At 62.8% G+C, this 25,540-nt stretch carries 24 protein-coding genes and 2 pseudogenes; 14 read left to right on the top strand and 12 right to left on the bottom strand.

The window, feature by feature from the left end:
- Positions 1 to 432: 432 nt before the first annotated feature.
- From NKJ94_RS21480 to NKJ94_RS21460, 5 genes and pseudogenes are all read right to left on the bottom strand, one after another.
- Complete coding sequence (locus NKJ94_RS21480) at positions 433 to 807, bottom strand: hypothetical protein (RefSeq protein ID WP_352527579.1); 375 nt, start codon at positions 805 to 807, stop codon at positions 433 to 435.
- A gap of 293 nt (positions 808 to 1,100) precedes the next feature.
- Positions 1,101 to 1,613 carry a hypothetical protein gene (locus NKJ94_RS21475; protein ID WP_352527577.1) on the bottom strand — a complete coding sequence of 171 codons (513 nt, stop codon included), beginning with the start codon at positions 1,611 to 1,613 and terminating at the stop codon, positions 1,101 to 1,103.
- A 191-nt stretch (positions 1,614 to 1,804) separates the two neighbouring features.
- Entirely contained in the window at positions 1,805 to 2,179 is a 375-nt protein-coding gene (locus NKJ94_RS21470) for a hypothetical protein (RefSeq protein ID WP_352527575.1), read from the bottom strand.
- Positions 2,157 to 2,471, bottom strand: coding sequence for a hypothetical protein (locus NKJ94_RS21465; protein ID WP_352527573.1), 315 nt, complete (start codon positions 2,469 to 2,471; stop codon positions 2,157 to 2,159). Before NKJ94_RS21465 ends, NKJ94_RS21470 begins: the two co-directional genes overlap by 23 nt.
- 296 nt (positions 2,472 to 2,767) lie before the next feature.
- Positions 2,768 to 3,079: pseudogene (locus NKJ94_RS21460) on the bottom strand (elongation factor 4); the annotation flags it as partial.
- 265 nt (positions 3,080 to 3,344) lie between these two features.
- On the opposite strand from NKJ94_RS21460, the gene NKJ94_RS21455 reads away from it, so the two are divergent.
- Positions 3,345 to 4,412: a cyclic nucleotide-gated potassium channel gene (locus NKJ94_RS21455; RefSeq protein WP_352527571.1), complete on the top strand. Its 1,068-nt coding sequence runs from the start codon at positions 3,345 to 3,347 to the stop codon at positions 4,410 to 4,412.
- A 129-nt stretch (positions 4,413 to 4,541) separates the two neighbouring features.
- On the opposite strand, the gene lepA is transcribed toward NKJ94_RS21455, so the two are convergent.
- Positions 4,542 to 6,347, bottom strand: a complete 1,806-nt coding sequence (gene lepA, locus NKJ94_RS21450) for a translation elongation factor 4 (RefSeq protein ID WP_352527569.1) — start codon at positions 6,345 to 6,347, stop codon at positions 4,542 to 4,544.
- A 157-nt stretch (positions 6,348 to 6,504) separates the two neighbouring features.
- Here lepA and NKJ94_RS21445 point away from each other — a divergent pair, with 157 nt between their 5' ends.
- The 4 genes from NKJ94_RS21445 to msrA all read left to right on the top strand — a co-directional run bounded on the left by NKJ94_RS21445 (position 6,505) and on the right by msrA (position 9,751).
- Positions 6,505 to 7,590 (top strand): TadE/TadG family type IV pilus assembly protein, encoded by a 1,086-nt coding sequence (locus tag NKJ94_RS21445; RefSeq protein ID WP_352527567.1) that lies wholly within the window; start codon positions 6,505 to 6,507, stop codon positions 7,588 to 7,590.
- Between the two features lie 222 nt (positions 7,591 to 7,812).
- Positions 7,813 to 8,529 carry a DUF1223 domain-containing protein gene (locus NKJ94_RS21440; RefSeq protein ID WP_352527565.1) on the top strand — a complete coding sequence of 239 codons (717 nt, stop codon included), beginning with the start codon at positions 7,813 to 7,815 and terminating at the stop codon, positions 8,527 to 8,529.
- A gap of 71 nt (positions 8,530 to 8,600) precedes the next feature.
- Entirely contained in the window at positions 8,601 to 8,927 is a 327-nt protein-coding gene (locus NKJ94_RS21435; protein WP_352527563.1) for a hypothetical protein, read from the top strand.
- 89 nt (positions 8,928 to 9,016) lie between these two features.
- Positions 9,017 to 9,751 (top strand): peptide-methionine (S)-S-oxide reductase MsrA, encoded by a 735-nt coding sequence (msrA, locus tag NKJ94_RS21430; protein ID WP_352527561.1) that lies wholly within the window; start codon positions 9,017 to 9,019, stop codon positions 9,749 to 9,751.
- A gap of 198 nt (positions 9,752 to 9,949) precedes the next feature.
- On the opposite strand, the gene NKJ94_RS21425 is transcribed toward msrA, so the two are convergent.
- The 3 genes from NKJ94_RS21425 to NKJ94_RS21415 all read right to left on the bottom strand — a co-directional run bounded on the left by NKJ94_RS21425 (position 9,950) and on the right by NKJ94_RS21415 (position 14,192).
- On the bottom strand, positions 9,950 to 11,716 hold the full coding sequence (locus NKJ94_RS21425; protein ID WP_352527559.1) for a mechanosensitive ion channel family protein: 1,767 nt from the start codon (positions 11,714 to 11,716) through the stop codon (positions 9,950 to 9,952).
- Between the two features lie 101 nt (positions 11,717 to 11,817).
- Positions 11,818 to 12,822: a cytochrome d ubiquinol oxidase subunit II gene (locus tag NKJ94_RS21420; protein WP_352527558.1), complete on the bottom strand. Its 1,005-nt coding sequence runs from the start codon at positions 12,820 to 12,822 to the stop codon at positions 11,818 to 11,820.
- On the bottom strand, positions 12,819 to 14,192 hold the full coding sequence (locus NKJ94_RS21415) for a cytochrome ubiquinol oxidase subunit I (protein ID WP_352527556.1): 1,374 nt from the start codon (positions 14,190 to 14,192) through the stop codon (positions 12,819 to 12,821). Before NKJ94_RS21415 ends, NKJ94_RS21420 begins: the two co-directional genes overlap by 4 nt.
- Before the next feature lie 263 nt (positions 14,193 to 14,455).
- Between NKJ94_RS21415 and NKJ94_RS21410 the strand changes: the two genes are divergently transcribed.
- The 4 genes from NKJ94_RS21410 to NKJ94_RS21395 all read left to right on the top strand — a co-directional run bounded on the left by NKJ94_RS21410 (position 14,456) and on the right by NKJ94_RS21395 (position 17,510).
- On the top strand, positions 14,456 to 15,382 hold the full coding sequence (locus tag NKJ94_RS21410; protein ID WP_352527554.1) for an ABC transporter ATP-binding protein: 927 nt from the start codon (positions 14,456 to 14,458) through the stop codon (positions 15,380 to 15,382).
- 14 nt (positions 15,383 to 15,396) lie between these two features.
- Positions 15,397 to 16,158 (top strand): ABC transporter permease, encoded by a 762-nt coding sequence (locus tag NKJ94_RS21405; RefSeq protein WP_352527661.1) that lies wholly within the window; start codon positions 15,397 to 15,399, stop codon positions 16,156 to 16,158.
- A 183-nt stretch (positions 16,159 to 16,341) separates the two neighbouring features.
- Complete coding sequence (locus tag NKJ94_RS21400; protein ID WP_352527552.1) at positions 16,342 to 16,833, top strand: MarR family winged helix-turn-helix transcriptional regulator; 492 nt, start codon at positions 16,342 to 16,344, stop codon at positions 16,831 to 16,833.
- Positions 16,830 to 17,510: a GNAT family N-acetyltransferase gene (locus NKJ94_RS21395; protein WP_352527550.1), complete on the top strand. Its 681-nt coding sequence runs from the start codon at positions 16,830 to 16,832 to the stop codon at positions 17,508 to 17,510. The genes NKJ94_RS21400 and NKJ94_RS21395 overlap by 4 nt, the downstream gene beginning before the upstream one ends.
- A gap of 105 nt (positions 17,511 to 17,615) precedes the next feature.
- Here NKJ94_RS21395 and NKJ94_RS21390 read toward each other — a convergent pair whose 3' ends face one another.
- A complete protein-coding gene (locus NKJ94_RS21390) occupies positions 17,616 to 19,607 on the bottom strand; it encodes a PhoX family protein (protein ID WP_352527548.1) in 1,992 nt (663 codons plus the stop codon).
- 206 nt (positions 19,608 to 19,813) lie between these two features.
- Between NKJ94_RS21390 and NKJ94_RS21385 the strand changes: the two genes are divergently transcribed.
- From NKJ94_RS21385 to NKJ94_RS21370, 4 genes are all read left to right on the top strand, one after another.
- Positions 19,814 to 20,152: a hypothetical protein gene (locus NKJ94_RS21385; protein WP_352527546.1), complete on the top strand. Its 339-nt coding sequence runs from the start codon at positions 19,814 to 19,816 to the stop codon at positions 20,150 to 20,152.
- 14 nt (positions 20,153 to 20,166) lie between these two features.
- A complete protein-coding gene (locus tag NKJ94_RS21380) occupies positions 20,167 to 20,868 on the top strand; it encodes a phosphatase PAP2 family protein (RefSeq protein WP_352527544.1) in 702 nt (233 codons plus the stop codon).
- Between the two features lie 311 nt (positions 20,869 to 21,179).
- Entirely contained in the window at positions 21,180 to 21,449 is a 270-nt protein-coding gene (locus tag NKJ94_RS21375) for a helix-turn-helix domain-containing protein (RefSeq protein ID WP_352527542.1), read from the top strand.
- Positions 21,450 to 21,630: 181 nt separating this feature from the next.
- Complete coding sequence (locus NKJ94_RS21370) at positions 21,631 to 23,340, top strand: SulP family inorganic anion transporter (protein ID WP_352527540.1); 1,710 nt, start codon at positions 21,631 to 21,633, stop codon at positions 23,338 to 23,340.
- 13 nt (positions 23,341 to 23,353) lie between these two features.
- Here the strand turns inward: NKJ94_RS21370 and NKJ94_RS21365 are convergent, their stop codons facing one another.
- Positions 23,354 to 24,214 carry an NHL repeat-containing protein gene (locus NKJ94_RS21365; protein ID WP_352527538.1) on the bottom strand — a complete coding sequence of 287 codons (861 nt, stop codon included), beginning with the start codon at positions 24,212 to 24,214 and terminating at the stop codon, positions 23,354 to 23,356.
- 114 nt (positions 24,215 to 24,328) lie between these two features.
- Here NKJ94_RS21365 and NKJ94_RS21360 point away from each other — a divergent pair, with 114 nt between their 5' ends.
- Positions 24,329 to 25,135: a helix-turn-helix domain-containing protein gene (locus NKJ94_RS21360; RefSeq protein ID WP_352527536.1), complete on the top strand. Its 807-nt coding sequence runs from the start codon at positions 24,329 to 24,331 to the stop codon at positions 25,133 to 25,135.
- 61 nt (positions 25,136 to 25,196) lie between these two features.
- On the opposite strand, the pseudogene NKJ94_RS21355 reads toward NKJ94_RS21360, so the two are convergent.
- Positions 25,197 to 25,439, bottom strand: a pseudogene (locus NKJ94_RS21355) (integrase core domain-containing protein); the annotation flags it as partial.
- Between the last annotated feature and the right edge of the window lie 101 nt (positions 25,440 to 25,540).

Raw genomic sequence — 25,540 nt, 5'->3', positions numbered from 1 at the left:
ATTCGCATTTTTTGCTCGCAGCACCACATTTTGTTCTTGCTTTGTGCCGGCAGCTATGCTACTAATTTGGATATGGTGCCAATTGGCGCCGACGACCCGCCCGCCGAGGCGGGTTTTTTGTTTCGGCTTTGAAATTCTGGCGTTGTCGGCCTGACGTTGGCGGGACAGCGCGCCCCTGCCCGCTTTGCGCTGGCTTCTCCCCCGCAAGGATGGAGCAATCGCCTATGAAATCCCCCTCAGCCGGTCGCTGAGCCTGTCCTCGGGCTTGCCGGAGGGCAAGACCCGTGGGCGGCCACCTTCTTCCCGCCGGGGAGAAGAGCCTGGCGCCAGCGCAGGCGACCTCCTCTCCCCTCGGGGAGAGGTCGGATTGCCCCGAATTGCCCTTCGCAATTCGGTCGGCAATCCGGGTGAGGGGCACTTGAGACGGGCAGCTCACGGAACCAGATCGATTTCCTCGGTCTCGCCGCCACTACAGGTGTAGCAGCAATCGTCGCATTTTTCGGTGTTGGCGGGGCCGACACCCCAATAGGTATTCTCGTCACCATCGACCCAGGCGCCGTAGCAGATCGATTCGCCGTCATTGCAGGACAGCGGGATCGACTTGGTCTCGCCGTCGTTGAGATAATAGTCCTGATTGTCGCCCGGCCAGACATGGTCGCGGTCCTGGCTGTAGAGCTCGACGCGCATGGCGTTGGGATGGCTGTTCTTGATCTCGAAGGTGACATCGCCGGCATGTGCGACGGGCGAAAAAAGCGCGACGATGAAGAGCGCCGCGGCAGCGCGGCGCGCGAACGTGTAAGACGACATTGCAATTCCCCCCGGAATGAAACGGCCTGCCCGGCCGCGAGGGTGAGCATGGCATGCCGGGTTGAAGGGTGGAAGAGGCGATTGCGGCATTTCCGCTCCGCGAAAGGCGCCGCGTTGTTAAGACCCCTCTCCGGCCGCTTCGCGGCCACCTCTCCCCCGCATCGCCGGGGCGAGGAACCCAAGACTAGCAAGGGCGCAGCGTAGGCGATTGGCGTTTCCTCGCCCCCACAAAGTGGGGGTGAGGTGGTTTGCGAAGCAAACCGGAGAGGGGGCGGCCCGACTGGGTCATCGACTCATCGGCTCGGCTTCACCAGGGTCCAGATCCAGCCGATGAATGTGAGGACCAGAAACGGATATCCGGCAGCCGGCAAGGGCGCCGACGTCGGCAGCAAAGGCGCACCCCACAGGATCAGCCCCGCCGACACGACGAACAGCACAGCCGCCACGACAGCGGTAAGCCGCATCCACAGAGCGAAGGTATTCGGGACGCTAACCATGATGAGGGCGGCCGCCCAAAGCGAGATGCCCCCGACATAGGCGGGAACGCTGGCCTGGAGGCCTGCCGCATTGCCGGCGAGCAGCAGGCTCTCGCCGGCAACGAAAATCAAAAATCCGGCCGCTACGCAGTCGTTGCCCAGCCGCTGATACTTCATCGTCAACAGAGCGGCTGCCACTACGAGTGCCACGCCGTCGATCATCCAGAGTGTTTCGCGAAGCTCAGCGCTCTCCACGAAGGTGCCGGCAAGGCCGAAAGCGCCGCCAATGGCGAGGCCGATCGCGGCGATGGTGTCCAAGGTGGAACGCATTGATGTCTCCCCAGCCGTCTAAGAATACTTCAGGATGGGGTATTCTCAAAAGGTGGGCTTATGCGGGCCGAAATCAACCATATCGTGAACGGCCCGACCGCAGGGAAGATTTTCCGGTAGCGCTGTCGCGGATTTCGAGCGGCGCGGATATTGGACGAGATTGAGCCCTGAAGCGGCGAGAGACGATAGGACTACGCCCGGCTATTCGGCGAGCCTTTGAGCGACCTTTCGACAGCAGTGCCCGGCCGCTCCCGGCAAAAATACAAGATCGCCAGCATCATCGCGACAAGGAGAATTGCGTAGTAGATCGACAGGCGGGCATAGACCTCCGCTTTTTCCGTCGTAAAGGGTCGGCCATGGCTGTTTGCGCGCGCCACGATCGAGGCAACCAGCGCATCATGGGAAAACAATTGGTTTATTCCGGCCAATGGCAAGGTCGATGCGAACAGCAGGGCGTTGTAGAGCTTTGCCCTTGGCTCGAATCTCAACAGCATCACGCCACCCCAGCCATAGAGCGCACCGTAGAGCGCAACCGTCGTGATCTTAAGTGGTGTGTCCTCGACCATGAACAGGGAACGGCATGCCGTCGCCAGGTTCGGTTAGGCGTAGCAGGTACCAGATACCGGACACGAAGCCGAGTGTGCCAAGCAGAAGGTTGGGCCACTGGCGTAAGCTGGTCCGGTGCTCGGCGAGTGCGTAAGCCAGCAGCCATTCGCCTACCGAAGCGTTTGCCACCCGGGCAAGGCTGAGCAGGATCAGCGAAAAGACGGTGCGGGCCGCCCACGACGTCGGCTGACCGAGAACGGTCTCCGCAACGCCTGGAAACAACCGGTCGGCCAGAACGACTGCCGCGTTCACCCAAAGTAATCGATGCAAAGACCGAGAAACAGCAAGACATATTTGCGCAATTTGAAATCCCCAAAAGCCCGACGTATCGCCTCTGCTTACCGCTTGGATGGTGCTAGGCGCGACGGCTTGCAGGCACCCTTAATCTGGTTTGAAGATCACCCTGCCGTCCCGAGAACAGTCCCCATCGTGCAGCGTCAACGTCGCGCTGGCGGGGGGCCGCTGCCTCCCCCGCTTTCGAAGCCTGCCATCGATTCACCGGATCGATGTCTCGGCGCCACGCTTCGCGCCGACGCCCGACCGGCTCCTCAATCGCCCATCTTCAGCGCCTGGATAAACGCCTCCTGCGGGATATCCACCTTGCCGAACTGGCGCATCCGCTTCTTGCCCTCTTTCTGCTTGTCGAGCAGCTTGCGCTTGCGCGAGACGTCGCCGCCGTAGCACTTGGCCGTCACATCCTTGCGCAGCGCCGAGATGGTTTCGCGGGCGATGACCTTGCCGCCGATCGCCGCCTGAATCGGGATCTTGAACAGATGGTTCGGGATCAGCTCCTTCAGCTTCTCGCACATCTGGCGGCCGCGCTTTTCCGCCGCGGTGCGGTGGACCAGCATCGACAGGGCGAGGTGCCGGCAAGGCCCGAGGCGCCGCCGATGGCGAGGCACTCTCGCCTGTTTGACTTGCCCACGCGGCTCCGGTGTCAACTCGAAATTGACAAGGGAGTGAAGGAGAAAAAAGCGGAGACTATCGAGAGAGCGGCCCGCAGCGCCCACAGTCGACAAAGTCAGCCTTGCCGAGAACCGATATCGGCGTGGCGACAGTAAGCACCTTTACGCTTGCCTCGAAGGCATCCTATTTTGGAGGATAGTAGCCGCTCGTGGGCATAGAATGTCGGCACTGCCTTTCTTAAGAATTTACGCGCCGCTAAACGCGGTGCTGGCTGCGCCTGGGCTTCTGGCGGTGGCTGCGCTCACGATGCCGAACATGTCCGGACGAAGCAGACTGGCTCTGACTGCCGTGCTCGCTGTCATTTGGGGCGCCTATCTTCTGCAGATGGCCGAGACGCTGCTCAAGCGCCGGGCGGCAGACCTTCGAGACAGGACGCCGGCAATCGCAATCGATGTGCTCGCGGTTTTGGTTCCACTCGCCGCATTTCTGCTCGACGGCACGCCCGACCGGAGCCTCTACTGTGCTGTCTGGCTGCTGAAGCCGCTGCGCGACTCGACCTTCTTCCCGGTGCTGGGCAGGGTGCTGGCCAACGAAGCGCGCAACCTGATCGGCGTCACCACGCTCTTCGGCGTCGTTCTGTTCGGTGTCGCGCTCGCGGCCTATGTCATCGAGCGCGACATCCAACCGGAAAAGTTCGGCAGCATCCCCCAGGCAATGTGGTGGGCGGTGGTCACGCTGTCCACCACCGGCTATGGCGACGCTATTCCGCAAAGTTTCGACGGCCGCGTCCTTGCCGGGGCGGTCATGATGTGTGGCATCGGCATCTTCGCGCTCTGGGCTGGCATTCTTGCCTCCGGCTTCTATCAAGAAATCCGTCGCGAGGATTTCGTCCGCAATTGGCAATTGGTTGCCGGCGTGCCGTTGTTTCAGAAGCTTGGCCCGGCCGCGCTGGTCGAGATCGTGCGAGCGTTAAGACCTCGTAATTTGCCGGCGGGCGCCGTGATCTGCCGCAGTGGCGAGACCGGTGATCGGATGTTCTTCGTCGTGGAGGGGCGCGTCAGCGTCGTGATGCCGAACCCGGTGGAGCTTGGCCCCGGCGCCTTCTTCGGCGAGATGGCGCTGATCAGCGGCGAACCGCGTATGGCGACCGTCAGCGCCGCAACAGCGGTCTCACTCCTGTCGCTGCACGCGGCGGATTTCCAGATGCTGTGCAGCAGCAGCCCGGAGATCGCGGAAATCATCCGCAAGACCGCGCTTGAGCGGCGTGGCGCGGCACCGATGGCTTGATCGTGCAGCTTCAGCGTCGCGCTGGTGGGAGCCAGCTGCCTCCGGCAGCTCCCCGCTTTCGAAGCCTGCCATCGATTCACTGGATCGATGTCTCGGCGCCACGCTTCGCGCCGACGCCCGACCGGCTCCTCAATCGCCCATCTTCAGCGCCTGGATAAACGCCTCCTGCGGGATATCCACCTTGCCAAACTGCCTCATCCGCTTCTTGCCTTCTTTCTGCTTGTCGAGCAGCTTGCGCTTGCGGGAGACGTCGCCGCCGTAGCATTTGGCGGTGACATCCTTGCGCAGCGCCGAGATCGTTTCGCGGGCGATGACCTTGCCGCCGATGGCCGCCTGGATCGGGATCTTGAACAGATGGTTCGGGATCAGCTCCTTCAGCTTCTCGCACATCTGGCGGCCGCGCTTTTCCGCCGCTGTGCGGTGGACCAGCATCGACAGCGCGTCGACCGGCTCCTCATTGACCAGGATCGACATCTTCACCAGGTCGCCTTCCTTGTAGTCGGTTAGGTGATAGTCGAAGGAGGCGTAGCCCTTTGAGATCGACTTCAGCCGGTCGTAAAAGTCGAACACCACCTCGTTAAGCGGCAGATCGTAAATCAGCATGGCGCGCTTGCCGACATAGGAGAGATCGAACTGGATGCCGCGCCGGTCCTGGCAGAGTTTCAGGATACCGCCGAGATACTCGTCCGGGGTCAGGATGGTGGCGCGGATCCATGGCTCCTCGATGGCCGAGATCTTGACCACGTCGGGCATGTCGGCCGGGTTGTGCAGTTCCTTGACCGAGCCGTCGTTCAACAGCAGGCGATAGACGACGCTAGGTGCGGTGGCGATGAGGTCGAGGTTGAATTCGCGCTCCAGCCGCTCCTGGATGATTTCGAGATGCAGCAGGCCGAGGAAGCCGCAGCGATAGCCGAAGCCGAGTGCCGCACTGGTTTCCATTTCGAACGAGAAGGACGCGTCGTTGAGGCGCAGCTTGCCGACCGCGGCGCGCAAATCCTCGAAATCGGCGGCGTCGACCGGAAACAGGCCGCAGAACACCACTGGCTGCGCCGGCTTGAAGCCGGGCAGGGCACTTGCCGTCGAGCGCTTGTCCTCGGTGATGGTGTCGCCGACGCGGGTGTCGGCGACTTCCTTGATCGAGCCGGTGAAGAAGCCGAACTCGCCGGGACCGAGCTCGTCGACATTGATGCGGGCCGGGGTGAAGACGCCGGTGCGCTCGACCAGGTGCTTGGCGCCGGTGCCCATCATGCGGATGGTCTGGCCCTTCTTCAGCACGCCGTCGATGATGCGGACCAGCACGATGACGCCGAGATAGGCGTCGTACCAGCTGTCGACCAGCATCGCCTTCAGCGGGGCCGTGATGTCGCCTTCGCGCGGTGGCGGCAGATCGTTGACGATGGCTTCCAGCACGTCGGGAATGCCGAGGCCGGTCTTTGCCGAAATCAGCACGGCGTTGGAGGCATCGATGCCGATCACCTCCTCAACCTGCTCGCGGATGCGCTCGGGCTCGGCGGCGGGCAGGTCGACCTTGTTCAGCACCACGACGATCTCGTGGTTGTTGTCGATCGCCTGGTAGACATTGGCCAGCGTCTGTGCCTCGACGCCTTGCGAAGCGTCGACGACCAGCAGCGAGCCCTCGCAGGCGGCCAGCGAACGCGACACTTCATAGGCGAAGTCGACATGGCCGGGCGTGTCGATCAGGTTGAGGATATAGTCCTCGCCGTTGTTGGCGTGGTACTTCAGCCGCACCGTCTGCGCCTTGATGGTGATGCCGCGCTCACGCTCGATATCCATCGAGTCCAGCACCTGCTCCTTCATGTCGCGCAGCTCCAGCCCGCCGGTCGACTGGATCAGCCGGTCGGCAAGCGTGGATTTGCCATGGTCGATATGGGCAACGATGGAGAAATTGCGGATGTTTTTGATCGGCGTGGTCATGCGGCGCGCTTTAGCAGGGGCACGATGCATCGGCAAGCGGCGGGGCGCGGGTGCGGCGGCGGGGGCCAAAGTCGTTAAACTTTGATCCATGAGATTAGAGCATAGTTTGCGCCCGGCGTGATAGCCCACCGGCCTATCGCCGTTTCGGGGGATCGGAATGCCGCTGTCAGCACGCAAATTTCTCAAATCGGTGAGCGGCTCGTTCGCGCCAATGCTCGCCATTTTGCTTATCCCGATGGTTGTCGCATTGGGTTTTTCCATCGACTATACCTCGGCGGTTTCAACCAAGGCCTCGATGCAGAACGCGCTCGATGCAGCGTCGCTGTCGATCACCACGCTGGCGACGACCACGTCATTGGCGGACCGCCAAGTAAGCCTGCAGGACTCATATCTGGCCAATGGCGGGCAAGGCACAGCCAAGCTCGACAGCTTCGTCGTCGCCGCCGACGGCACCGCCAGCATCAAGGCTTCGGCCGGTTTTGCCATGCCGACCAGTTTCATGCAGATCGCCAAGATCAACACGGTGCAGGTCGGCGTCGCGTCGGCAGTGACAAAGCGGCCGGCGCTGGTGCAGGCCACGTTCAAGGTCGACAAGATCTCGGGCTATTGGGGCAAGACGATGACGCTCTATGGCACCAAGTTCGGTGACACGGTGGCCAACAAACTAATGAAGATCACCTACGCATACAATAATTTTGGCGATCCAAAGGGCTACGGCACGTCGACCGTGTACACGGTCAACGGAACGACGAGCACGATGGTCCAGCAGCAAGTATGCACGACCGCGATCGTGATCAGCTTCTACGGCCTGCCCACCACCACGATTGTCCAGACCGACTCCTATGGCAGGAAATACGCGACCACCTGTGTCACCACCACGTTTCCCGCGACCGGAGCCGGCGCGGTGATCGACGTCAGCCTGATGGACCAGTTGTATTTGCAGATGGATGTGCCGTCCGCTGCTTCGGCCAACCCGCCGCAGCCAACCGTGCTCAAGTCAAACGATCCGGCGACATCGAACCGGCTCTATATGGGCACAAGCCCGACCGACATGGTCGAGGTCGCGACCGGTCAGGTCGTCGACATCTTCACCGCCGTGCCATGCGGCCAGACCAGCTTGCAGGCCTGGGAAGACGGCGGCAATCCCGTACCGGCAGCAGTCTCCAATGCAGACTTCTCTTACTTCGTGACCGGCAAGTGCGCCTTCAATCAGCGGGCATCGGAAACGCTGCTGACGCAATAGGCAGCCTGCGGCGGGGCGCTGCGGTAAGGCCTTATCGCAGAATTCATCGCAACGCCGCTCGGCCATGCTGGGCGGCGTTGCCGTTTGCGGGCAATCATCTTCCCTTCTCCCGTTGTGGAGAAGGAAAGAGCCACGAACGATCACGAAGCGGTGATGCTGTAACGAACCGCGCGGCGGCGGCGAAGCATGGACATGGAACGATGTCTGCGCAGGAGAAACGCGATGACCGGATCGGCAGCGAAACGCAGCACGGCCCTGATGGGGCTCGCCGCAATGCTGTTTTCGGCAGCTGGGCTTTCGGCAACAAGCGCGGCCGCCGCTCAGAAGCTGACCGTGGTCGAGCTGTTTACCAGCCAGGGCTGCTCGTCCTGCCCGCCGGCCAATGCCAATCTGATCAAGGTCAAGGACCGGCCAGGCGTGCTGGCGCTGTCCTTCAACGTCACCTACTGGGATTATCTCGGCTGGAAGGACACGTTCGGCAGAGAAGAATTCACGCAGCGCCAGGTCCGCTATGAACCGTCGCTCGGCCGTTCCGGCCCGTTCACGCCGCAAGTGGTGGTCAACGGCAAGGCCGATGCCGTCGGCGCCATGCCGGGCGAAATCGACCGGCTGATTGCCAGCGGCGGCCACGCCGACGGACCTTCGCTGTCGCTCGCCGGCGGAAAGGTCAGCATCGGCGCCGGTCCGGTGCCGGACGGCAAGGCCGACGTCTGGCTCGTGCGTTACGACAAAGGCGTCGTCGAGGTGCCGGTGTCACGCGGCGAAAACACCGGCCGCACGCTGCCGCACGCCAATGTCGTGCATTCGCTGACCAGGCTCGGCAGCTGGACCGGCGAGGCCACCGCGCTGCCGCTGCCGGCTGCCGCGAACGGCCTCAGCACCGCCGTTCTGGTGCAGCTGCCGGGCGGCGGGCCAATTCTCGCTGCCGCTACGAATTAGCATCAGAGATTGCGCAATGCCGCAGGAGCGGCGGCGCATGCCCACATCTCATCTAACTCAAGGAGACCACCATGACCAATCGCCTGACCCTGCCGGCATTCGCCTTCGCACTTTGCTCGACGGCGCTGTTCGCCGGAGGCGCGACGCGGGCCGAAGATGCGATGAAGCCGGCGAATGCCATGGCGACAAACGCCACGAACCCGGCAACAGACGCGACGAAGCCGGCCGGCGCCATGGCGCCTGACGCGATGGCCACGACCGCGATGAAGGCTGCTGACCCGATGAAAGCGGGCGATCCGATGAAGGCCGACTGCATGAACAAGGCCGCCGCCGAGACGGACGCCATGAAGAAGGCCGAAGCGACCAAGGCCTGCGATGCCATGGCTCCGGGCAACTAGGCAGGGCGGCCGCCGATGCGCACAGCAATGTGAGAGCCCGGCGGCCCTATCCGTCGTATAATCCACAACACCAGTATGGGAGATCAGACATGACCGGAGAACCAGCCGTGAAACGATCGTCGATTTTCGCAAAAGCGGCGCTTGCCGCGCTCATCCTCACGGCTGCCGCTGCCGTGTTCTGGCAGACGCCGGCCGTCTCGGCCGAAGACGCGGTGGTGATCCCGCCGCCGGCGCTGGACGAGAAGGCCATCGCCGGCACCGAAAAGGCGGTCTTCGCCGGCGGCTGCTTCTGGGGCGTGCAAGGCGTCTTCCAGCACGTCAAAGGCGTGACCAGCGCGGTGTCCGGCTACACAGGCGGTGACAAGGAAACGGCCGTCTATGAAATGGTCGGCACCAGCCGGACGGGCCATGCCGAATCCGTCGAGATCACCTACGAGCCATCCAAAGTCACCTATGGCCAGCTGCTGCAGGTGTATTTCTCGATCGCGCACAATCCGACGCAACTGAACTACCAAGGGCCGGACAGCGGCACCCAATACCGCTCGACGATCTTTGCCGAAAATGACGCGCAGAAAAAGATCGCCGAAAGCTATATCGCCCAGCTCGACAAGGCCAAGGTGTTTGCAAAGCCGATCGTAACGACGCTGGAGACCGGCAAAGCCTTCTATCCGGCCGAGGACTACCATCAGGACTTCCTGACGCTCAACCCGAGCTATCCCTATATCGTCTACAATGATTTGCCCAAGGTCGAGAATCTGAAGCGGCTGTTTCCCAACCTCTACAGCGAAAAGCCGGTGCTGGTGCTGGCCGCCAACAAGAGCTGAATTTTGCGCGGGGCCTGCTGATCTCCCCCCTTGAGGGGGAGATGGCCGGCAGGCCAGAGGGGGTCGGTTCGGTTGGCGCGACGCGGTCCGGCATATCGAGGAAGACGAAGTTGGCACTCCACGCGCGGCGACCCCCTCTGTCGCTTTCAGCGACATCTCCCCCTCAAGGGGGGAGATCAGCAGTTCCCGCGCTTCGCACTACTCCCCCCTGCGCCAGGGCAGGCTCCAGCGCACTTTCTCCAGCGTCGCCTTTGCCTCGGCCGAGTCCGGGTCGGGCTCTGTCTCGCGATAATGCGCCGAGCCCTGAGGCGGGTAGGCAAGCGTGTTGTTGAGGGCAAATTTGTCGATCTGGCTGAAGTCGGGGAAAGGCAGGTTTTCCGCCTCGCGCCAATCGCTGACCCTTTTCTCCGCAGCGATGCGTTTTTCGTCGTCGACCGGAAGATCGGTGGCTCTGTATTCCAGCGATGAGGGAAAGGCGAACTGCGCGCCGGCATCATCCATGATGTTGATCATGGACAGCAGAATGTCCTCGCGGATGGCTTGAAATTCGGCCACGTCGGCGGTTTTGACGTAGGTGAACACGTCGATATCGAGCGAATAGGCGCCGAAGCCGACAAAGCGCACGCGGCACGGCTCGTCGATGACGCGCGGATGGGCGATCAGCAGCTTGCGCAGCTCGGCCAGGACGTAACGCAGCTGATCGGGCGTGGTCTCGTAGCGCAGCTGCAGCGTCGTCGCGAACCGGGTGGGGTCGCGATGCGCGTAGTTCTCGATCTGCATGCCGGCGAAATCCGAGTTCGGCACCGAGATGATCGTGCGGTCGAGCGACCGGATGCGCGTCGAGCGCATGCCGATATGCTCGATCGTGCCGGACTGGTCGCCGAACTTGCAGAAGTCGCCGACGCTGACCGGCCGGTCGGCATAGAGCGTCAGGCCGGAGAGGAAGTTTTGCAGCGTCGGCTGCGCCGCCAGCGCCACCGCCAGACCGCCGATGCCGAGACCGGCAATGACGCCTTCGTAGGGAATGGCGAGCACTTCGGCCAACAGCAGGAAGGCGACGACCAGGACGGCGACGCGCGCCACGCCGGTGGACAGCGAAATCAGCGTGTCGTGATAGCCGGGCACCTGCCACAGTCCGCGATAGTGTTCGGCGACCTTGCCGATCAGGTGCCAGACCACCGGCACGGCGCCGATCACGATCAGGCTCCAGGCTATTGCCTTGACCGGGGCCGCGACCACCTGCGGCAGACCGAGCGGGCGCAGCGTCAACAGCAGGAAGAAGCCAAGCACGATCGAGCGCACCGCCCATTCGACGATGCGGAAAAAAGCCGGGCTGTCCGTCCTCCGTACAAACAAGGAAATCAGCGCATTGGCGATGAAGCCGAAGACGATGCCGGCCAGTGCGGCAAGGCCGAGCATCCACCATTGCCAGTGCTCCATCGGACCGGCGCGGGTAAGCAGGCCGGGGCTGATCTGACGGGCAAGGCCACGGGCGATGAAAAACGGGTCGGTGCTGGCGAAGGCGGCGAATTCCGGCGCCACCGGCACGTCTTCAACGTCGGCATAGAGCGTGCGGATGTGGGCGAGCGTCTCGGGCGTGAACTGCCAGATCTTGCCCTTCTCAGTCTCGACCGGGCCGATGACGATGTTGCCGGCGGGATGCTCGAAATAGACGAAGGGGGTGTTGCTCTTCGGATCGTCCGGGATCTCCTGCCAGTAGACGTAGCCGATACGGTCGATCACCTTTTTGAGATAGCGCTCGAGCAGGAACGCCTCGTCGCCGCGCACCGCCGGAGTGTAGTTGCGCAGGTCGAGCGCCGCCTGTGCCGGATCGCCGGCCTCGGTGAGGCCGCTCAACAGCACCTTGAACGTATCGCGCGGCGAGGCAAGCTTGCTCGGATCGTCGACCATGTCGACGGCCTCGCCGCGCGCTTCCTGGAATCTTGCCGCAAAAAAGGGGGTCATTCTATTGCCCTTCTTCTGCCGGCGATACTGCTGGGCCGGCCAGAGAAGGTTATTCCGCTTGAAGATGAATATTCTGTTTCAGGCGACGCTGGTGATGCCGGTCAATCGTAGGTCAGGTCCGTCGCCTTGCCGGCGAACACGCGGTAGGCAAAGAACGAATAGAAGATGATGATCGGCAGCACGACCACCGTGCCGACCAGGATGACGGCCAAGCTTTCGGGTGCCGAAGCAGCCTGCCAGATGGTCAGCCGGTCGGGCACCACGAAGGGGTAGAACGACCAGGCGAGCCCGGCAAAGCCGAGCGTGAAGATCGCGGCCAATGTCAGGAACGGGAGCAGCGCGTGGCGGTCGTCGGGCTTCGGCAGATGAAAAGTCTGGCGCCACAGCCACAGGAACAGCACTGCCGACAGGATTGGCAACGGCGACAAATAGAGCATGGCCGGCCAGACGAACCATTTGTCGAAGATGCGCGCGCTGGCAAAGGGCGTGGCCAGCGATACCGCAACCATGCCGAGCGCGGCCAGCACCAACGCCGTGCGCAGCCACAGCACCGCCTTCTTCTGCAAGTCGCCTTCCGTCTTGTAGATGACCCAGGCCGCGCCCATCGCCGCATAGGCGGCGGCAAGGCAGAGTGCCACCAGCGTGCCGAAGGCGATGCCGCCAGGGCCGACGTCGAGGCCGAGCACATAGACGCCGAGCATATAGCCTTGCGCCAGCGAAGCGATGACCGAGCCGAGGAAGAAGATGCGGTTCCAGCGATGCTTCCTGCCGGCCGGCACCTTGGCGCGGAAATCGAAGGCAACGCCGCGCAGGATCAAGCCGACCAGCAGCACGAAGACAGGAATATAGAGCGCGGTCAGGATGGTGCCGTGCGCCAGCGGGAAGGCGACCAGCAGCAGGCCGACGGCCAGCACCAGCCAGGTCTCGTTGGCGTCCCAGAACGGGCCGATGGCGGCGATCATTGTATCCTGCTCGGTATCTTCGGCTGCGGCGAACAGGATGCCGATGCCGAGATCGAAGCCGTCGAGGATGACGTAGATCAGGATGGCGAGGCCCATCAGGCCGGCGAAGATCAAAGGCAACAGGGTCGGCCAGTCGAAGCTCATGATGTTTCTCCTGGTTGCGCAACCGGCTGCGACAGCGGCCTGTTCATGACGCCCGGCAGCGGCGAGGTGTCACCCTCCTTCGCCGCCTTCAGCGCCAGATGCACCAAGACGCCTAGATAGGCGATCAGCAGCAGCAAGTAGAGGATGAGATAGACCGCAAGCGACAGCGCGACATGGCTGCCGGCGACCGGGCCGACAGCATCGGCGGTACGCAGCACGCCGGTGACCAGCCAGGGCTGGCGGCCGATCTCAGTGGTGTACCAGCCGGCCAGCGTCGCCAACCAGCCAGACAGCGCCATCGGCACCATGACAAGCGCCAGCGGCTTAGGCAGACTGTGGCGACGCTTGAGGAAGAAGGCCGCCGACCAGGAGACGACGAGCATCAAGAGGCCGGTGCCGACCATGATGCGAAAGCCCCAGAACACAGGAAACACCGGGGGGTGGTTGCCGGCATAGTCGTTCAGCCCCGGCACGACGCCGCCGGCGCTGTGCCTGAGGATGAGGCTGGCGCCGTCGGGAATGGTGAGCTCGAACCTGTTCTCCTTGGCCGCTTCGTCGGGAAGCGCAAAGAGCACCAGCGGTACGTTGGGGCCAGTATTCCAGTTGGCCTCCATGGCGGCGATCTTCTGCGGCTGATGCTCCAGCGTGTTGAGGCCGTGCTGGTCGCCGGCAAAGATCTGGATCGGGATCAGGATCGCGGCGGCGAAGACGCCAGTGCGCAGCGCCTTCCACATCGATTCCGAGCGATCGCCGTAGAGATAGCGCAGCGCCGACAGGCCGGCGATGAGAAAGGAGACGGTCAGCCCCGAAGCAAGCAGCATGTGGACGAGCCGGTAGGGCATGGATGGGTTGAAGATAATGGCCCACCAGTCGGTAGCGTGCGCAACACCATCGCGCATTTCGAAGCCGGCCGGCGTCTGCATCCACGAATTGAGCGCGATGATCCAGAAGGCAGATAGGGTGGTGCCGCCGGCCACCAGCACCGTCGCCAGCGTGTGGACGCGGTTTGAGACGCGACGGAAGCCGAACAGCATGATGCCGAGGAATGCTGCCTCGAGGAAGAAGGCGGTCAGGATCTCGTAAGCCAGCAGCGGGCCGGCGATGTTGCCGACCGTCTCCATGTAACCCGGCCAGTTGGTGCCGAACTGGAAGCTCATTGTGACGCCGGAAACGACGCCCATGGCGAAGGACAGCGCGAACACCTTCACCCAGGTGAAATAGGCGCGCATCCAGGCGGAATCGCCCGTCGCGTTATAGCGGAGCTTGAAGAACAGCAGCACCCAACCGAGCGCGATGGTGATCGCCGGAAACAGGATATGAAACGAGATGTTCGCGCCGAACTGTATGCGCGACAGGATGAGCGGGTCCATGGCGGCTCCGGCTGCTGCTTGCTTGTAGAAGGATAGGCTGGATGCGCCGGACGGTCAAAGCGGCGTCCCGCCGCGAGGCGGAACGCCGCAGTGCCGTTTAATCTGCTTTTGCGTGGAATTTGGCTGGACGACCAAGCAAGTGTTGCCTATTCCGGCGAACCTCGGTGTCCAGAACTGTCAGGAGCGCCATTGACATCCGGATTTGCGCACCGACATTCAGCGGATTAAATCAACAACTCTGTTTCAAGCAGCCGTTTTCAGCCATGCAGCCGATCATTTCGATTTCCGGGGTCACCAAGACCTATGCCACCGGCTTCAAGGCGTTGAAGGAGATCAATCTCGATATCGTGCGCGGCGAGATATTTGCGCTGCTCGGGCCGAACGGCGCCGGCAAGACGACGCTGATCTCGATCGTCTGCGGCATCGTCAATCGCTCGTCGGGCAGCGTCACGGTCGACGGCCATGACATCAACCGCGACTACCGCGCCGCGCGCGGCCTGATCGGGCTGGTGCCGCAGGAACTGACCATCGACGCCTTCGAGAGCGTGTGGGCGACGGTCAATTACAGCCGCGGCCTGTTCGGCAAGCCGGCGAACCCCGCCTTTGTCGAGAAGGTGCTGCGGGATCTCTCGCTGTGGGACAAGAAGGACGCAAAGGCGATCACGCTGTCCGGCGGCATGAAGCGCCGGCTGATGATCGCCAAGGCGCTGTCGCACGAGCCGCGCATCCTGTTCCTCGACGAACCGACAGCAGGCGTCGATGTCGAGCTGCGCAAGGACATGTGGGCGATGGTGCGCCGGCTGCGCGAGGACGGCGTCACCATCATCCTGACCACGCATTACATCGAGGAAGCCGAGGCGATGGCCGACCGCGTCGGCGTGATCAACCGCGGCGAGATCGTGCTGGTCGAGGACAAGGCCGAGTTGATGCGCAAGCTTGGCCGCAAACGGCTTGTGCTGGAACTGCGCAGTCCGCTGGCCACCGTTCCCGACGCATTTTCGCGCTATGCGCTGGAGCTTTCGCCGGATGGCGGACAGCTGACTTATACTTATGACAACCAGAGCGAACGGCCGGGCGTCGCCTCGCTGATCCGCGAGCTCGAGGCGGCCGGTATCCAGTTCCGCGACATCGACACGGAAAACAGCTCGCTCGAGGAGATCTTCGTCAATCTGGTGAGGAAACAGGCATGAACCTGCGCGCGGCCATGAATCTTCATGCAGTATGGGCGATCTATCGGGTGGAGATGGCGCGCGCCCTTCGCACGGTGCTGCAGAGCATCGTTTCGCCGGTCATTTCGACGTCGCTCTATTTCGTCGTCTTCGGTTCGGCCATCGGTTCACGCATCACCGAGATCGACGGCATCAGCTACGGCGCCTTCATCGTGCCGGGGCTGATCATGCTGTCGCTGCTGACGCAGTCGATCTCCAACGCCTCTTTCGCCATCTATTTTCCGAAATTCGTCGGCTCGATCTACGAATTGCTGTCGGCGCCGGTGTCCTATCTGGAGATTGTCATCGCCTATGTCGGCGGTGCTGCGACAAAGTCGATCGTGCTTGGCTTGATCATCCTGGCGACGGCCTCGCTGTTCGTGCCGCTGACGATCGAGCATCCGTTCTGGATGCTCGCCTTCCTAGTGCTCACGGCGGTGACCTTCAGCCTGTTCGGCTTCATCATCGGCATCTGGGCGAAGAGTTTCGAGCAGCTGCAGCTGGTGCCGCTGCTGATCATCACGCCGCTGACCTTCCTCGGCGGCAGCTTCTATTCGATCAACATGCTGCCCGGCATCTGGCGCACGGTGACGCTGTTCAACCCGGTCGTCTACCTGGTCAGTGGGTTCCGCTGGAGCTTCTACGGCAAGTCCGACGTCTCGGTCGGCGTCAGCCTCGGCATGACGGTGATCTTCCTGCTCGTCTGCATAGCAATCGTCGCCTGGATCTTCAGGACCGGCTACCGGCTGCGCAACTGATCGACTGGCCTTGCCAGGCAAAGCAGCCCCAGCATTTCGAGCAACGTTTCCAGGCGGAAAAGCGGTATAGGTCAGCTCCTAGACGCAGTGGACCGCTTGAAGGCAAGCCTTGCAACGCGGCGCTTGATTTCCATGCACTGTTATATACAATGTTATTGATTTCTGCATGCGATGGGCTGACCTATGGAAGACGTCATACGATCGCTTGGCTTCCTGTGCCTGGGCAGCAGGTTGAAGCGTATAGGCGAGCAACTGCAAGCGGATGCGCAGCGCCTGCTCGACCGGCTGGACGTCCCGGTTCAGGCGAGCCAATACCCGCTGCTAGCCGCGCTCGACAGGCTGGGCCCGCTGCCTGTCGGGGAACTGGCGCAATCCCTTGGGATCGCGCAGCCAGGTGTAACGCGGAGCGTGTCGCTTCTGGCCGAATTGGGATTGCTCGAGGTCAATCAGTCGAACGATGACCAGCGGCGCAGGATCGTCTCCCTCTCGGGGGACGGTCGGCGGCTGGTCGATGTCGCAAAGCGCGACGTCTGGCCGCGCATCGAGAACGCCGTCGCGGATTTGTGCGCAGATCTTTCGGGGCCGCTTCTTGATCAGCTGACCGCCATCGAGGACGGCCTCGCAGCGGCTCCTCTCGACCGTCGATTAAAAGAGCCGGAGGGTGCGGTGCAATGAGACACCTGCTTGACCGCCCTATCTGGAGCGCGCTTCGGACGCGGCATCAGGTCTTCGCGCAAGGTGACAACCTCGCCAGACGATATCGGCCGTCGATTGTTCCTTTCGCCACCACCGCCGCGGACGACCCGGAAAGCCTGCAGGCGCTCGAAAAGCTTGTCTCCTCAGGTGAGAGTGTGATCCTGCTTCAGGCCGACGCCATTGCTCTGCCCGCGGGGCTTTGTGCAACGTCTGCCGCGGCCGGGGTTCAGATGATTGCCGAGCAGCCGTTGCAAGTCGTCTCCGACCAGCGCGTGCAACGTCTGACGCGACACGATGCAGCTGAGATGCTCGCCTTGGCACTGGTCACCAAGCCAGGCCCATTCACGCTCGAAGCCTTGAGCCTGGGCGATTTTTGGGGTGTGAAAATTGAGGGCAGACTTGCGGCCATGGCCGGCGAGCGCATGAAGCAACCTGGCTATACCGAACTCAGCGGGGTGTGCTCACATCCGGAATTTCGGGGCGGTGGCCTGGGCAAGCTGCTGTCCCTATTCGTGGCAAATCAGATAGTAGCGCGCGGCGAGGTTCCATATCTCCACGCCTATGCCAGCAACGCTACGGCCATAAGATTATACGAGTCGATTGGCTTCAGGTTGCGAAGCATGATGAACGTAGCCGTGGTTCAGCGCGCCGAATAATCCGTCAGGCGCACAATGGCAGCATGGATGCATCCTGCGCATCGGAAAAGGAAGGATTTCGTATCACCGAAATCCTTCCTTGAGACTGCAAGGCCTTGCTGCGTATCAGACCGCGATCTTACCGCCGCCTTGCTTGGTGATGGCAACGACCGCTGGGCGCACCGGCATCTCCGGCTTGAAGTCGGGCCAGCGCGTCGACAGGTCCTCATAGTAGGACGGACGGCCGAACGCCTCCCAGTCCTCGCCGCCGTCGCCCGGATGCTGGACGGCAACGAAGGCGGTCTGGTCGTCCGGCGCAAATAACGGGCCGCACATTTCGGCTCCGATCGGCACACGGAAGAACAGTTTCGAGGTCGCCCGCGCCGGTCCTTCCGTATCCACCGCCCACAGACCGTCAGTGCGGCCCGTGGCCTTCGGACCCTGGCCGTCGGTGGCGACCCAGAGGCGGCCGGCCGAATCGACCGCGCAATTGTCCGGCATGCCGAACCAGCCATTGGCGGTGGTTGCGGTCGAGAAGGTGGCGCCGACTTCGGCCACAGCGGGGTCGCCGCACTTCAGCAGGATTTCCCACTTGCCCTTTGTCGCAGTGAAATCGCCGCCATCCTCGACGATCTCGATGATATGGCCAAAGGCGTTTTCGGCGCGCGGGTTGGCGGCGTCGACCTGATCGGCCTTTCGCTTCGAATTATTGGTCAGCATGACATAGACCTTGCCGTTGGCGGCATTGGGCTGGATGTCTTCCGGGCGGTCCATCTTGGTGGCGCCGAGCAGGTCGGCGGCGCGGCGCGTCTCGATCAGCACGTCGGCCTGGCCGGCAAAGCCGTTCTCCGCCGTCAGCGGACCCTGGCCGAAGACGATCGGCAGCCATTCGACCGAACCGTTCTCGGCGAACTTGGCGACATGCAAGGTGCCGTCGTCGAGCAAATTCATGTTGGCGGCGCGCTCGTTCGGGTTGAACTTGCCGGTGGTGACGAACTTATAGACATAATCGAAGCGCTCGTCGTCGCCGAGATAGAAGACGACACGGCCATCCTTGGCGACGATCGATTCTGCGCCCTCATGCTTGAAGCGGCCCATCGCGGTGCGCTTCCTCGGCACCGAAGTCGGATCCTGGACATCGACCTCGACGATCCAGCCGAAGCGGTTCGGCTCGTTCGGCTCCTTGCCGATGTCGAAGCGGTCGTGATGCGCAGCCCATTCATAGGCGCCTTCGGGAATGCCGAGGCGCTTGTAATTGGCCGCTTCCTTGTGGCCCTGCGGCAGCTCGCCAGAGAAATAGCCGTGGATGTTCTCCTCGGCCATGACATAGGTGCCCCACGGCGTGACGCCGCCGGCGCAGTTGTTGATGGTGCCAATGATTTTCGTGCCGCTCGGGTCGGCGCTGGTCTTGACGCGGTCGTGGCCGGCGACGGGGCCGGACAGCGCGATATCGGTGTTGGAGGTAATGCGTCGGTTGAGCTTGCCGTCGCCCACGACCTGCCATTTGCCGGCTTCTTTGCGGATCTCGACAATGGTGCCGCCATGCGCGGCCATCTCGACGTCGACTTGTTCTTTGCTGAGGGCCGTCTGCTTGGCTTTGCCGTCGACGATGGTGACGAGGCCCGGAAACATCAGATGCGGATTGGTGTATTCGTGATTGACCACCAGCAGGCCGTGCTCGGCCGAGCCGTCGATCGGGATATAGCCGACATAGTCGTTGTTGTAGCCGAATTGTCTGGCCTGGGCCTCCGCCGACTGTTTTGTCGGATCGAATTCCGGCGAATCGGGGAAAAGCGGATCGCCCCAGCGCAGCAGAACATCGGCGTCGTAGCCTGGTGCGACGTGATGCTTATCGTCGATGCCGGCTTCAAGCTCGTCGAAAGCGAAGGCAGAGCCTTCGGCGGCGCGGGCGTTGTCGGCGGTGATCAGCGCCAGCGGGCTGACGGTTGCCGCTATGGCCGAGACGGCAAGCGAGCCCTTGAGGAAGCCGCGGCGCGAGAACCGCGCGGCGATGATCTCGCCCATGGTGCGGTTGTCGGAGGGATTGATGGCCGGGCCGTTGTTTTCCTCGAGCTGGCTGGTGCGGAATCGGGCGTCGGGGGAGCGATGTTCAGTCATGGGGGCTTGCCTCTGGCTTCTTGGGATGGCTGGAGCGTGGCGCTTGACTGACCGCCTATCGCCGGCAGATCACAGTTTGATGACGTTGCCGGTCAATTTCCAGCTTCAGATTTCGCGTCCGTGATCGGCCCCGCTTGACCGCGACCGGCGCTTCGGAAACAAGAGCTGCGGCAGGCGCGGAAGGACCGCATCGAGAGGAACAAAAAGTGAGTTTCTGGGGACTGGGGCAGCTCGGCGTTTCGACAGTGATCTTTCTGCTGGCGGCGACGGCGGCGAAGCAATGGGGACTGGCGCCGAGCCTCGGCAAGATGGTGCTGACGCTGGCGCTCTATTCGCTGGGCAATCTGATCATGCTGAGGCTGATCCGTGAATTCGGCATGTCGGTGTCGTTCAGCCTGTCGGCGGTGATCCAGCTGGTGTCGGTCAACGTGGTGGCGCTGGTCTTCTTCGGCGAGCGCGTCAATGCCTTGCAGGCGACCGGCATCGTGCTCGCCGTCGCAGCTGTGGCGCTGATAACGCTCGGGCCCTATCTGCAAAAGCTGTAACTGCGATCGGGCCGATGAAGAACACTGCAAGCAGGCTGCGCAACTGGCTGGAGTTCCCGGTCCTGCTGGCTGGGCTGATCATTGCCGGCGGGCTGTGGGGGTTCGAAGAGCTGATGGAAATGGCGCGGGCGACCACGCCGCATGCCTTCGACACCGAAATCCTGCTCGCCTTCCGCAAAGCCGGCCAACCCGACAATCCGATCGGACCGGCATGGCTGGAAGGGGCGATGCGCGACATCACCAGCCTCGGCAGCGCCAGCGTGCTGGTACTGATCACTGCGGCAATGATCGTCTATCTGCTCCTCATCCGCAGGCCAGGCGCGGCGCTTCTCATGTTCGTCGCGGTGGCGGGCGGCCAGGTCCTGTCAAGCGTGCTGAAATTCGACATCGACCGGCCGCGCCCCGATCTGGTCTCGCATCTCGCCGACGTGGCATCGCTTTCGTTTCCGAGCGGCCACGCCATGCTGTCGGCGGTGACATATTTGACGCTGGGCAGCATGGCGGCGCGGTTTTTGCCCGGGCGGACAACGAAAATCTACGTGCTTGGGCTGGCGGTGCTGACGGCGGTGCTCGTCGGCATCAGCCGTATCTATCTCGGCGTCCACTGGCCATCCGACGTGCTGGCCGGCTGGTGCGCCGGCTTTGCCTGGGCGATGCTGTGCTGGCTGGCGGCACGGTTCCTGCAGCGATGGCTCGGGCGGGCCGATGGCACCTGACTCAGTAAGTCAATTTGCGGTCAAATCAGCCTGTTAATCAGGCCATGGCCGCAGCCTGCCAGCAGGAAAACCATCGACAGCAAGGCTGTCGATGTCGTCAACGGTTTGAATATCTTCACCCGCTTATCCTGTTGAAGTCGTTGCCTGTGAAATCGGGATCGCAGGGCCGCCAAACGATCCCGAGTCTGTAGCATGATAGCGTATCGGCTGGCAAAGAGTGGTGCATGTCTCACATGTGCAGGATGATGCTTGAACCATTATAACAAAGGTATTATACGTGACATTGCAGACTCAGACGGGGGTTTTGGCCGATGATCACTGCCGCGCAGATGCGTGCCGCGAGGGCGCTGGCCGGCATCGACCAGAAGACGCTCGCCGAGCGCGCCGGGGTTTCGCTTCCAACCATCCAGCGCATGGAAGCGAGCGACGGCGTGGTCCGGGGCGTGGTCGATACGCTGATGAAGGTCATCCAGGCACTTGAAGAGGCCGGGGTCGAGCTGATCGGCGAGAACCAGGCGAGCGAGCGTGGCGGCAGGGGTGTTCGCCTCAGGCCTGTCACGCCGCAGAACCCGCAAGGCTGACGGTACTGCCGCATCGGCGGAAATCGAGATCGATTTTCGGATAGTCCGATGCGCGGTTCAAAAGTATTGGAGCGTACCTGTGCGCCCATTTGGACGCACGCCGCTCCAAGTCGCGACGGCGACCGCCGACAGTCTTGCCGACGATCCCGCCGCCTCCTTGGTTTCATGCGGAAGGCACTCGATGGATCAGACCCGGCGGGCAGTGCATCAACCAGCGCGGCCGACATTTTCCGAACTGTTCACGCCGAAGCTGGTGACGGTGCTGCGCGAGGGCTACACGCTCGAGCACTTCAAGGCCGATGCCATCGCCGGGCTGACCGTCGCCATTGTGGCGCTGCCGCTGTCGATGGCAATTGCCATTGCTTCAGGCGTGACGCCGGAGCGCGGGCTTTACACCTCGATCATCGGCGGCTTCCTGGTCTCGGCGCTGGGCGGCAGCCGTTTCCAGATCGGCGGCCCGGCCGGCGCCTTCATCGTGCTGGTGGCGGCGACGGTGGCGCGGGTCGGCGTCGATGGCTTGCTGCTGGCGACGATGATGGCCGGCGTTTTCCTGCTTGCCATCGGCTATCTCCGGCTTGGCACCTACATCAAGTTCATCCCCTATCCGGTGACCGTAGGCTTCACCGCCGGCATCGCCATTATCATCTTCTCTGGCCAGATCGTCGAACTGTTCGGGCTGAAGCTCGCCGGCAAGGAGCCCGGGCCGCTGGTGCCGAAGCTGATGGCGATCGGCGAGGCGGCCGGCACGATCAACATCGCCGCCACCTCGGTGGCGGCACTGACCATCATCACTATTGCGCTGTTGAAGCGATTTCGGCCGAAGTGGCCGGCGATGCTGATCGCCATCGGGCTGGCGTCACTCGTCGTGGCATTGCTCGCCCTGCCGGCCGAGACGATCGGCACGCGCTTCGGCGGCATTCCGCGCAGCCTGCAATGGCCCGCCTTTCCGCCGCTCAGCCTCGACCGGATGATCGACGTGCTGCCGGACGCCATCGCCTTTGCGCTGCTCGGGGCGATCGAATCGCTGCTCTCGGCCGTGGTCGCCGACGGCATGACCGGCAGGCGGCACCGCTCCAATTGCGAGCTGGTGGCGCAAGGCTTCGCCAATATCGCCTCCGCCTTGTTCGGCGGCATCTGCACCACCGGCACCATTGCCCGCACCGCAACCAATGTGCGGGCCGGCGCGCATGGACCGGTCTCAGGTATGATGCACTCAGCCATCCTGCTTGCGTTGATGCTGGTGGCGGCACCACTGGCCAGCTACATCCCGCTTGCAGCGCTTGCCGGCGTGCTGGCGGTGGTGTGCTGGAACATGTTCGAGAAACAGGCCTTCGCCACCTTGCTGCGCGCCTCGCGCGGTGATGCGCTGGTGCTGATGACGACGTTCCTGATCGTCATCTTCCGCGACCTGACCGAAGGCATCGTCGTCGGTTTTGCGCTGGGCTCGATCCTGTTCATTGACCGCATGGCCAAGAGCATCGCAGTGGAGGCGGACCAGTCGCTGGTGCAGGAAGACGTCGCCGACCGAGCCAGCGCCTATGATTCCAGCGAGGCGAGCGATGCCGACACCGTCGTCTACCGCATCTCGGGCGCCTTCTTCTTCGGCGCCGCCTCGACCGTCGGCACGGTACTGGACCGCATCGCCGACCAGCGCAAGAACTTCATCCTCGACTGTTCAGCGGTGCCGTTCTTCGATTCGACGGCGGCCAACGTCATCGAAGGCGCGGCCCACAAGGGGAGCCGCGCCGGCGTGCGCTTCATCATCGCCGGCGCTTCACCGCAGATACGTCGCATGCTGATCAACCACGGCCTCAAGCGGCCGCTGGTGACCTATGCCGCCTCGATCAAGGACGCGCAGGCGCAGCTGAAGAAAGCTGCGCCCGCTGCCTGAGCTGGCTGCTGGCTTAGTCGAGGCTCAACGCCGCAACTTCGCCGTCGTTCATCAGCGGCACGAAGATTGTCGACCTGCCGTCGGTGCCGATGTCGGCGCTGCCCGGCTTGAAGGTCGCAACCACCTGCGGCGTGTCTCCCGCTTTGTAGCGGTAGAGCGTGCCGGTCATATAGGCGGTGGCGTAGATGCTGCCGCTGATGGCGACGATGCCGTCGAGATTGGCGAACTTTTCGGCACCGGGCAATGGCGCAATTGCCTTGGTGGCGAGATCGACCGAGAGCAGGCCGCCCGGCTCCGCGGTGCTGAAGTCGGGCTTGATGCCCTTGCCCCAGGAGGCGACGATCAGCCGGCCGCCGTCGCAGAAGACGCCGTTCGGCGAAGCCAGTGCCGCATCCCTGACGAACAGTTCCGGCCGGTCGCCGTCGATGCGGTAGATCGCGTCGGCCAGCATGTCGGTGACGTAGACCTTGCCGGATGCATCGGCAGTCATGTCGTTGAGAAAGACGGCATTCGGCACGTCGATGGTCGAGACGAGCTTGCCGCTTTGAAGATCGACGACGCGCACATGGGTGATGTCGGCGACATAGAGTTTGCCGCCTGCAATCGCCATGCCCTTGGGCGCGTCCATGCCGTCGGTCCAGTGCTGGGTGACCATCTTGCCGTCCGTCGACAGGACCGACAGATAGCCATTGCCGTCGGCTTCGCCGGGGCTGCCGACGATGTTTGAGACAATGATGCGTTTGCCGGCAGCGTCGAGGAGCGCCGATTCAGGTTGCTCAAGGCCGGTGGCGCGCCAGAGTTCGCCGGCCTGGGCTGCAGGCGCAATCGCGGCGCCGATGGTGGCGAAGAGTATCGAAGTGATGAGGGTCCTCATGGCTGGTCTCCTGTAATGAATGGCGGAGAGCTAGGCCTTTCGATACTTTCCCGGAAGACCTATCGGGACTAGTACCGAAGGCTGATACCAAATCACGCGAAAGAGGTGCATCGCATGAACGGGCTGATCTTCGAAGCGTTGAAACGGACGTTGAAGGCCAAGGGCGTCACCTACCGCGTCCTTGCCGAGCGGATGAGCGTTTCCGAGCCGACGGTGAAGCGCATCTTCCACGAGCGCAACTGCAAGCTCGACCGGCTGGTGGAGATCTGCGCGGCAGCCGGCGTAGAGCTGGAAAATGTGCTTGGCTCGATGACCAGGGGGCCGGGACCTGCCAACCACATCGCGCCGGAAATCGAACGCAAGCTCGCCGGGCGGCCGGCGCTGCTGTTCGTTTTCGTCATGCTCTCCGAGAAATTCACCCCCGAAGGCATCATGCGCTCACAAGGATTGAGCGAGGCATCGATGTTCCTCTATCTGCGCGACCTTGAGGAACTCGGGCTGGTCGCGCTCGGTCGCGGCCTGTCGGCGAGACTGCTTGTCGAGACACCGATCCAGTGGAATTTCGACGGGCCGCTGCGGCCGCTGTTCGAGATGACCAACAAGAACTTCATCGGCTGGGCCATCACGCATCTGCAGCGCGAGGCGACATTCGTCAGCTTCTCCAGGCGGATGCGGCCGGAAACGGCGGAAATGGTCAGGCGCGAGGCGGAGGAACTGGCCGAGCGCGCCAAATTGCTTGCTCATCACGATCAGCACACGACGCCCGAGGACGGGCTGGTCGGCTACAAATGGACCTTCGCTTTCGGCGCGACGCCATTCCCGGTGATTATGCCGATCGGGCCGCATCCGCGCGACGCCGGCGCACGGACGCCCGACCGGGCGGCGGTCGCGGCCAACGGGCGACGTCCTCTGCCGGCCTAAATCGATTGCCTCCGCCTTGCCCTCGGCGCAGCGGACCCTAGAGGTTGGTCCCAAGCACCATCTAGATGTTTAGTCCCGGCGTTTGATGGGTGGGATCGAGTCGGAACCGTTCGGGCTCTTTTGCCCAAATTTTGCAGATGAACTCATAGGGTGTGAGACCCTTGAGGGTCTTGAGGCGGCGCGCGAAATTGTAGGCTAAGACGAAGTCAGCGAGGTGCCGGCGCAGTTGATCGTGATCGTCATAGTGGAAGCGCTTGACGGTCGCGTCCTTGATGGTTCGGTTCATCCGCTCGACCTGGCCATTATCCGGTATGTGATCTGTGGTGCCTTTTCGTCCTGCTGTTCTTGTTTTGGAACGGCCTTATGGTGAGCCCATCCGGGACGTGGGGCACCGGGAGCACGAAG

Source organism: Mesorhizobium sp. M0060, assembly GCF_040323155.1.
GTDB lineage: Bacteria > Pseudomonadota > Alphaproteobacteria > Rhizobiales > Rhizobiaceae > Mesorhizobium.
Note: the sequence above shows the minus strand (reverse complement) of the source record. Positions and strands in the feature narration are given on the sequence as shown.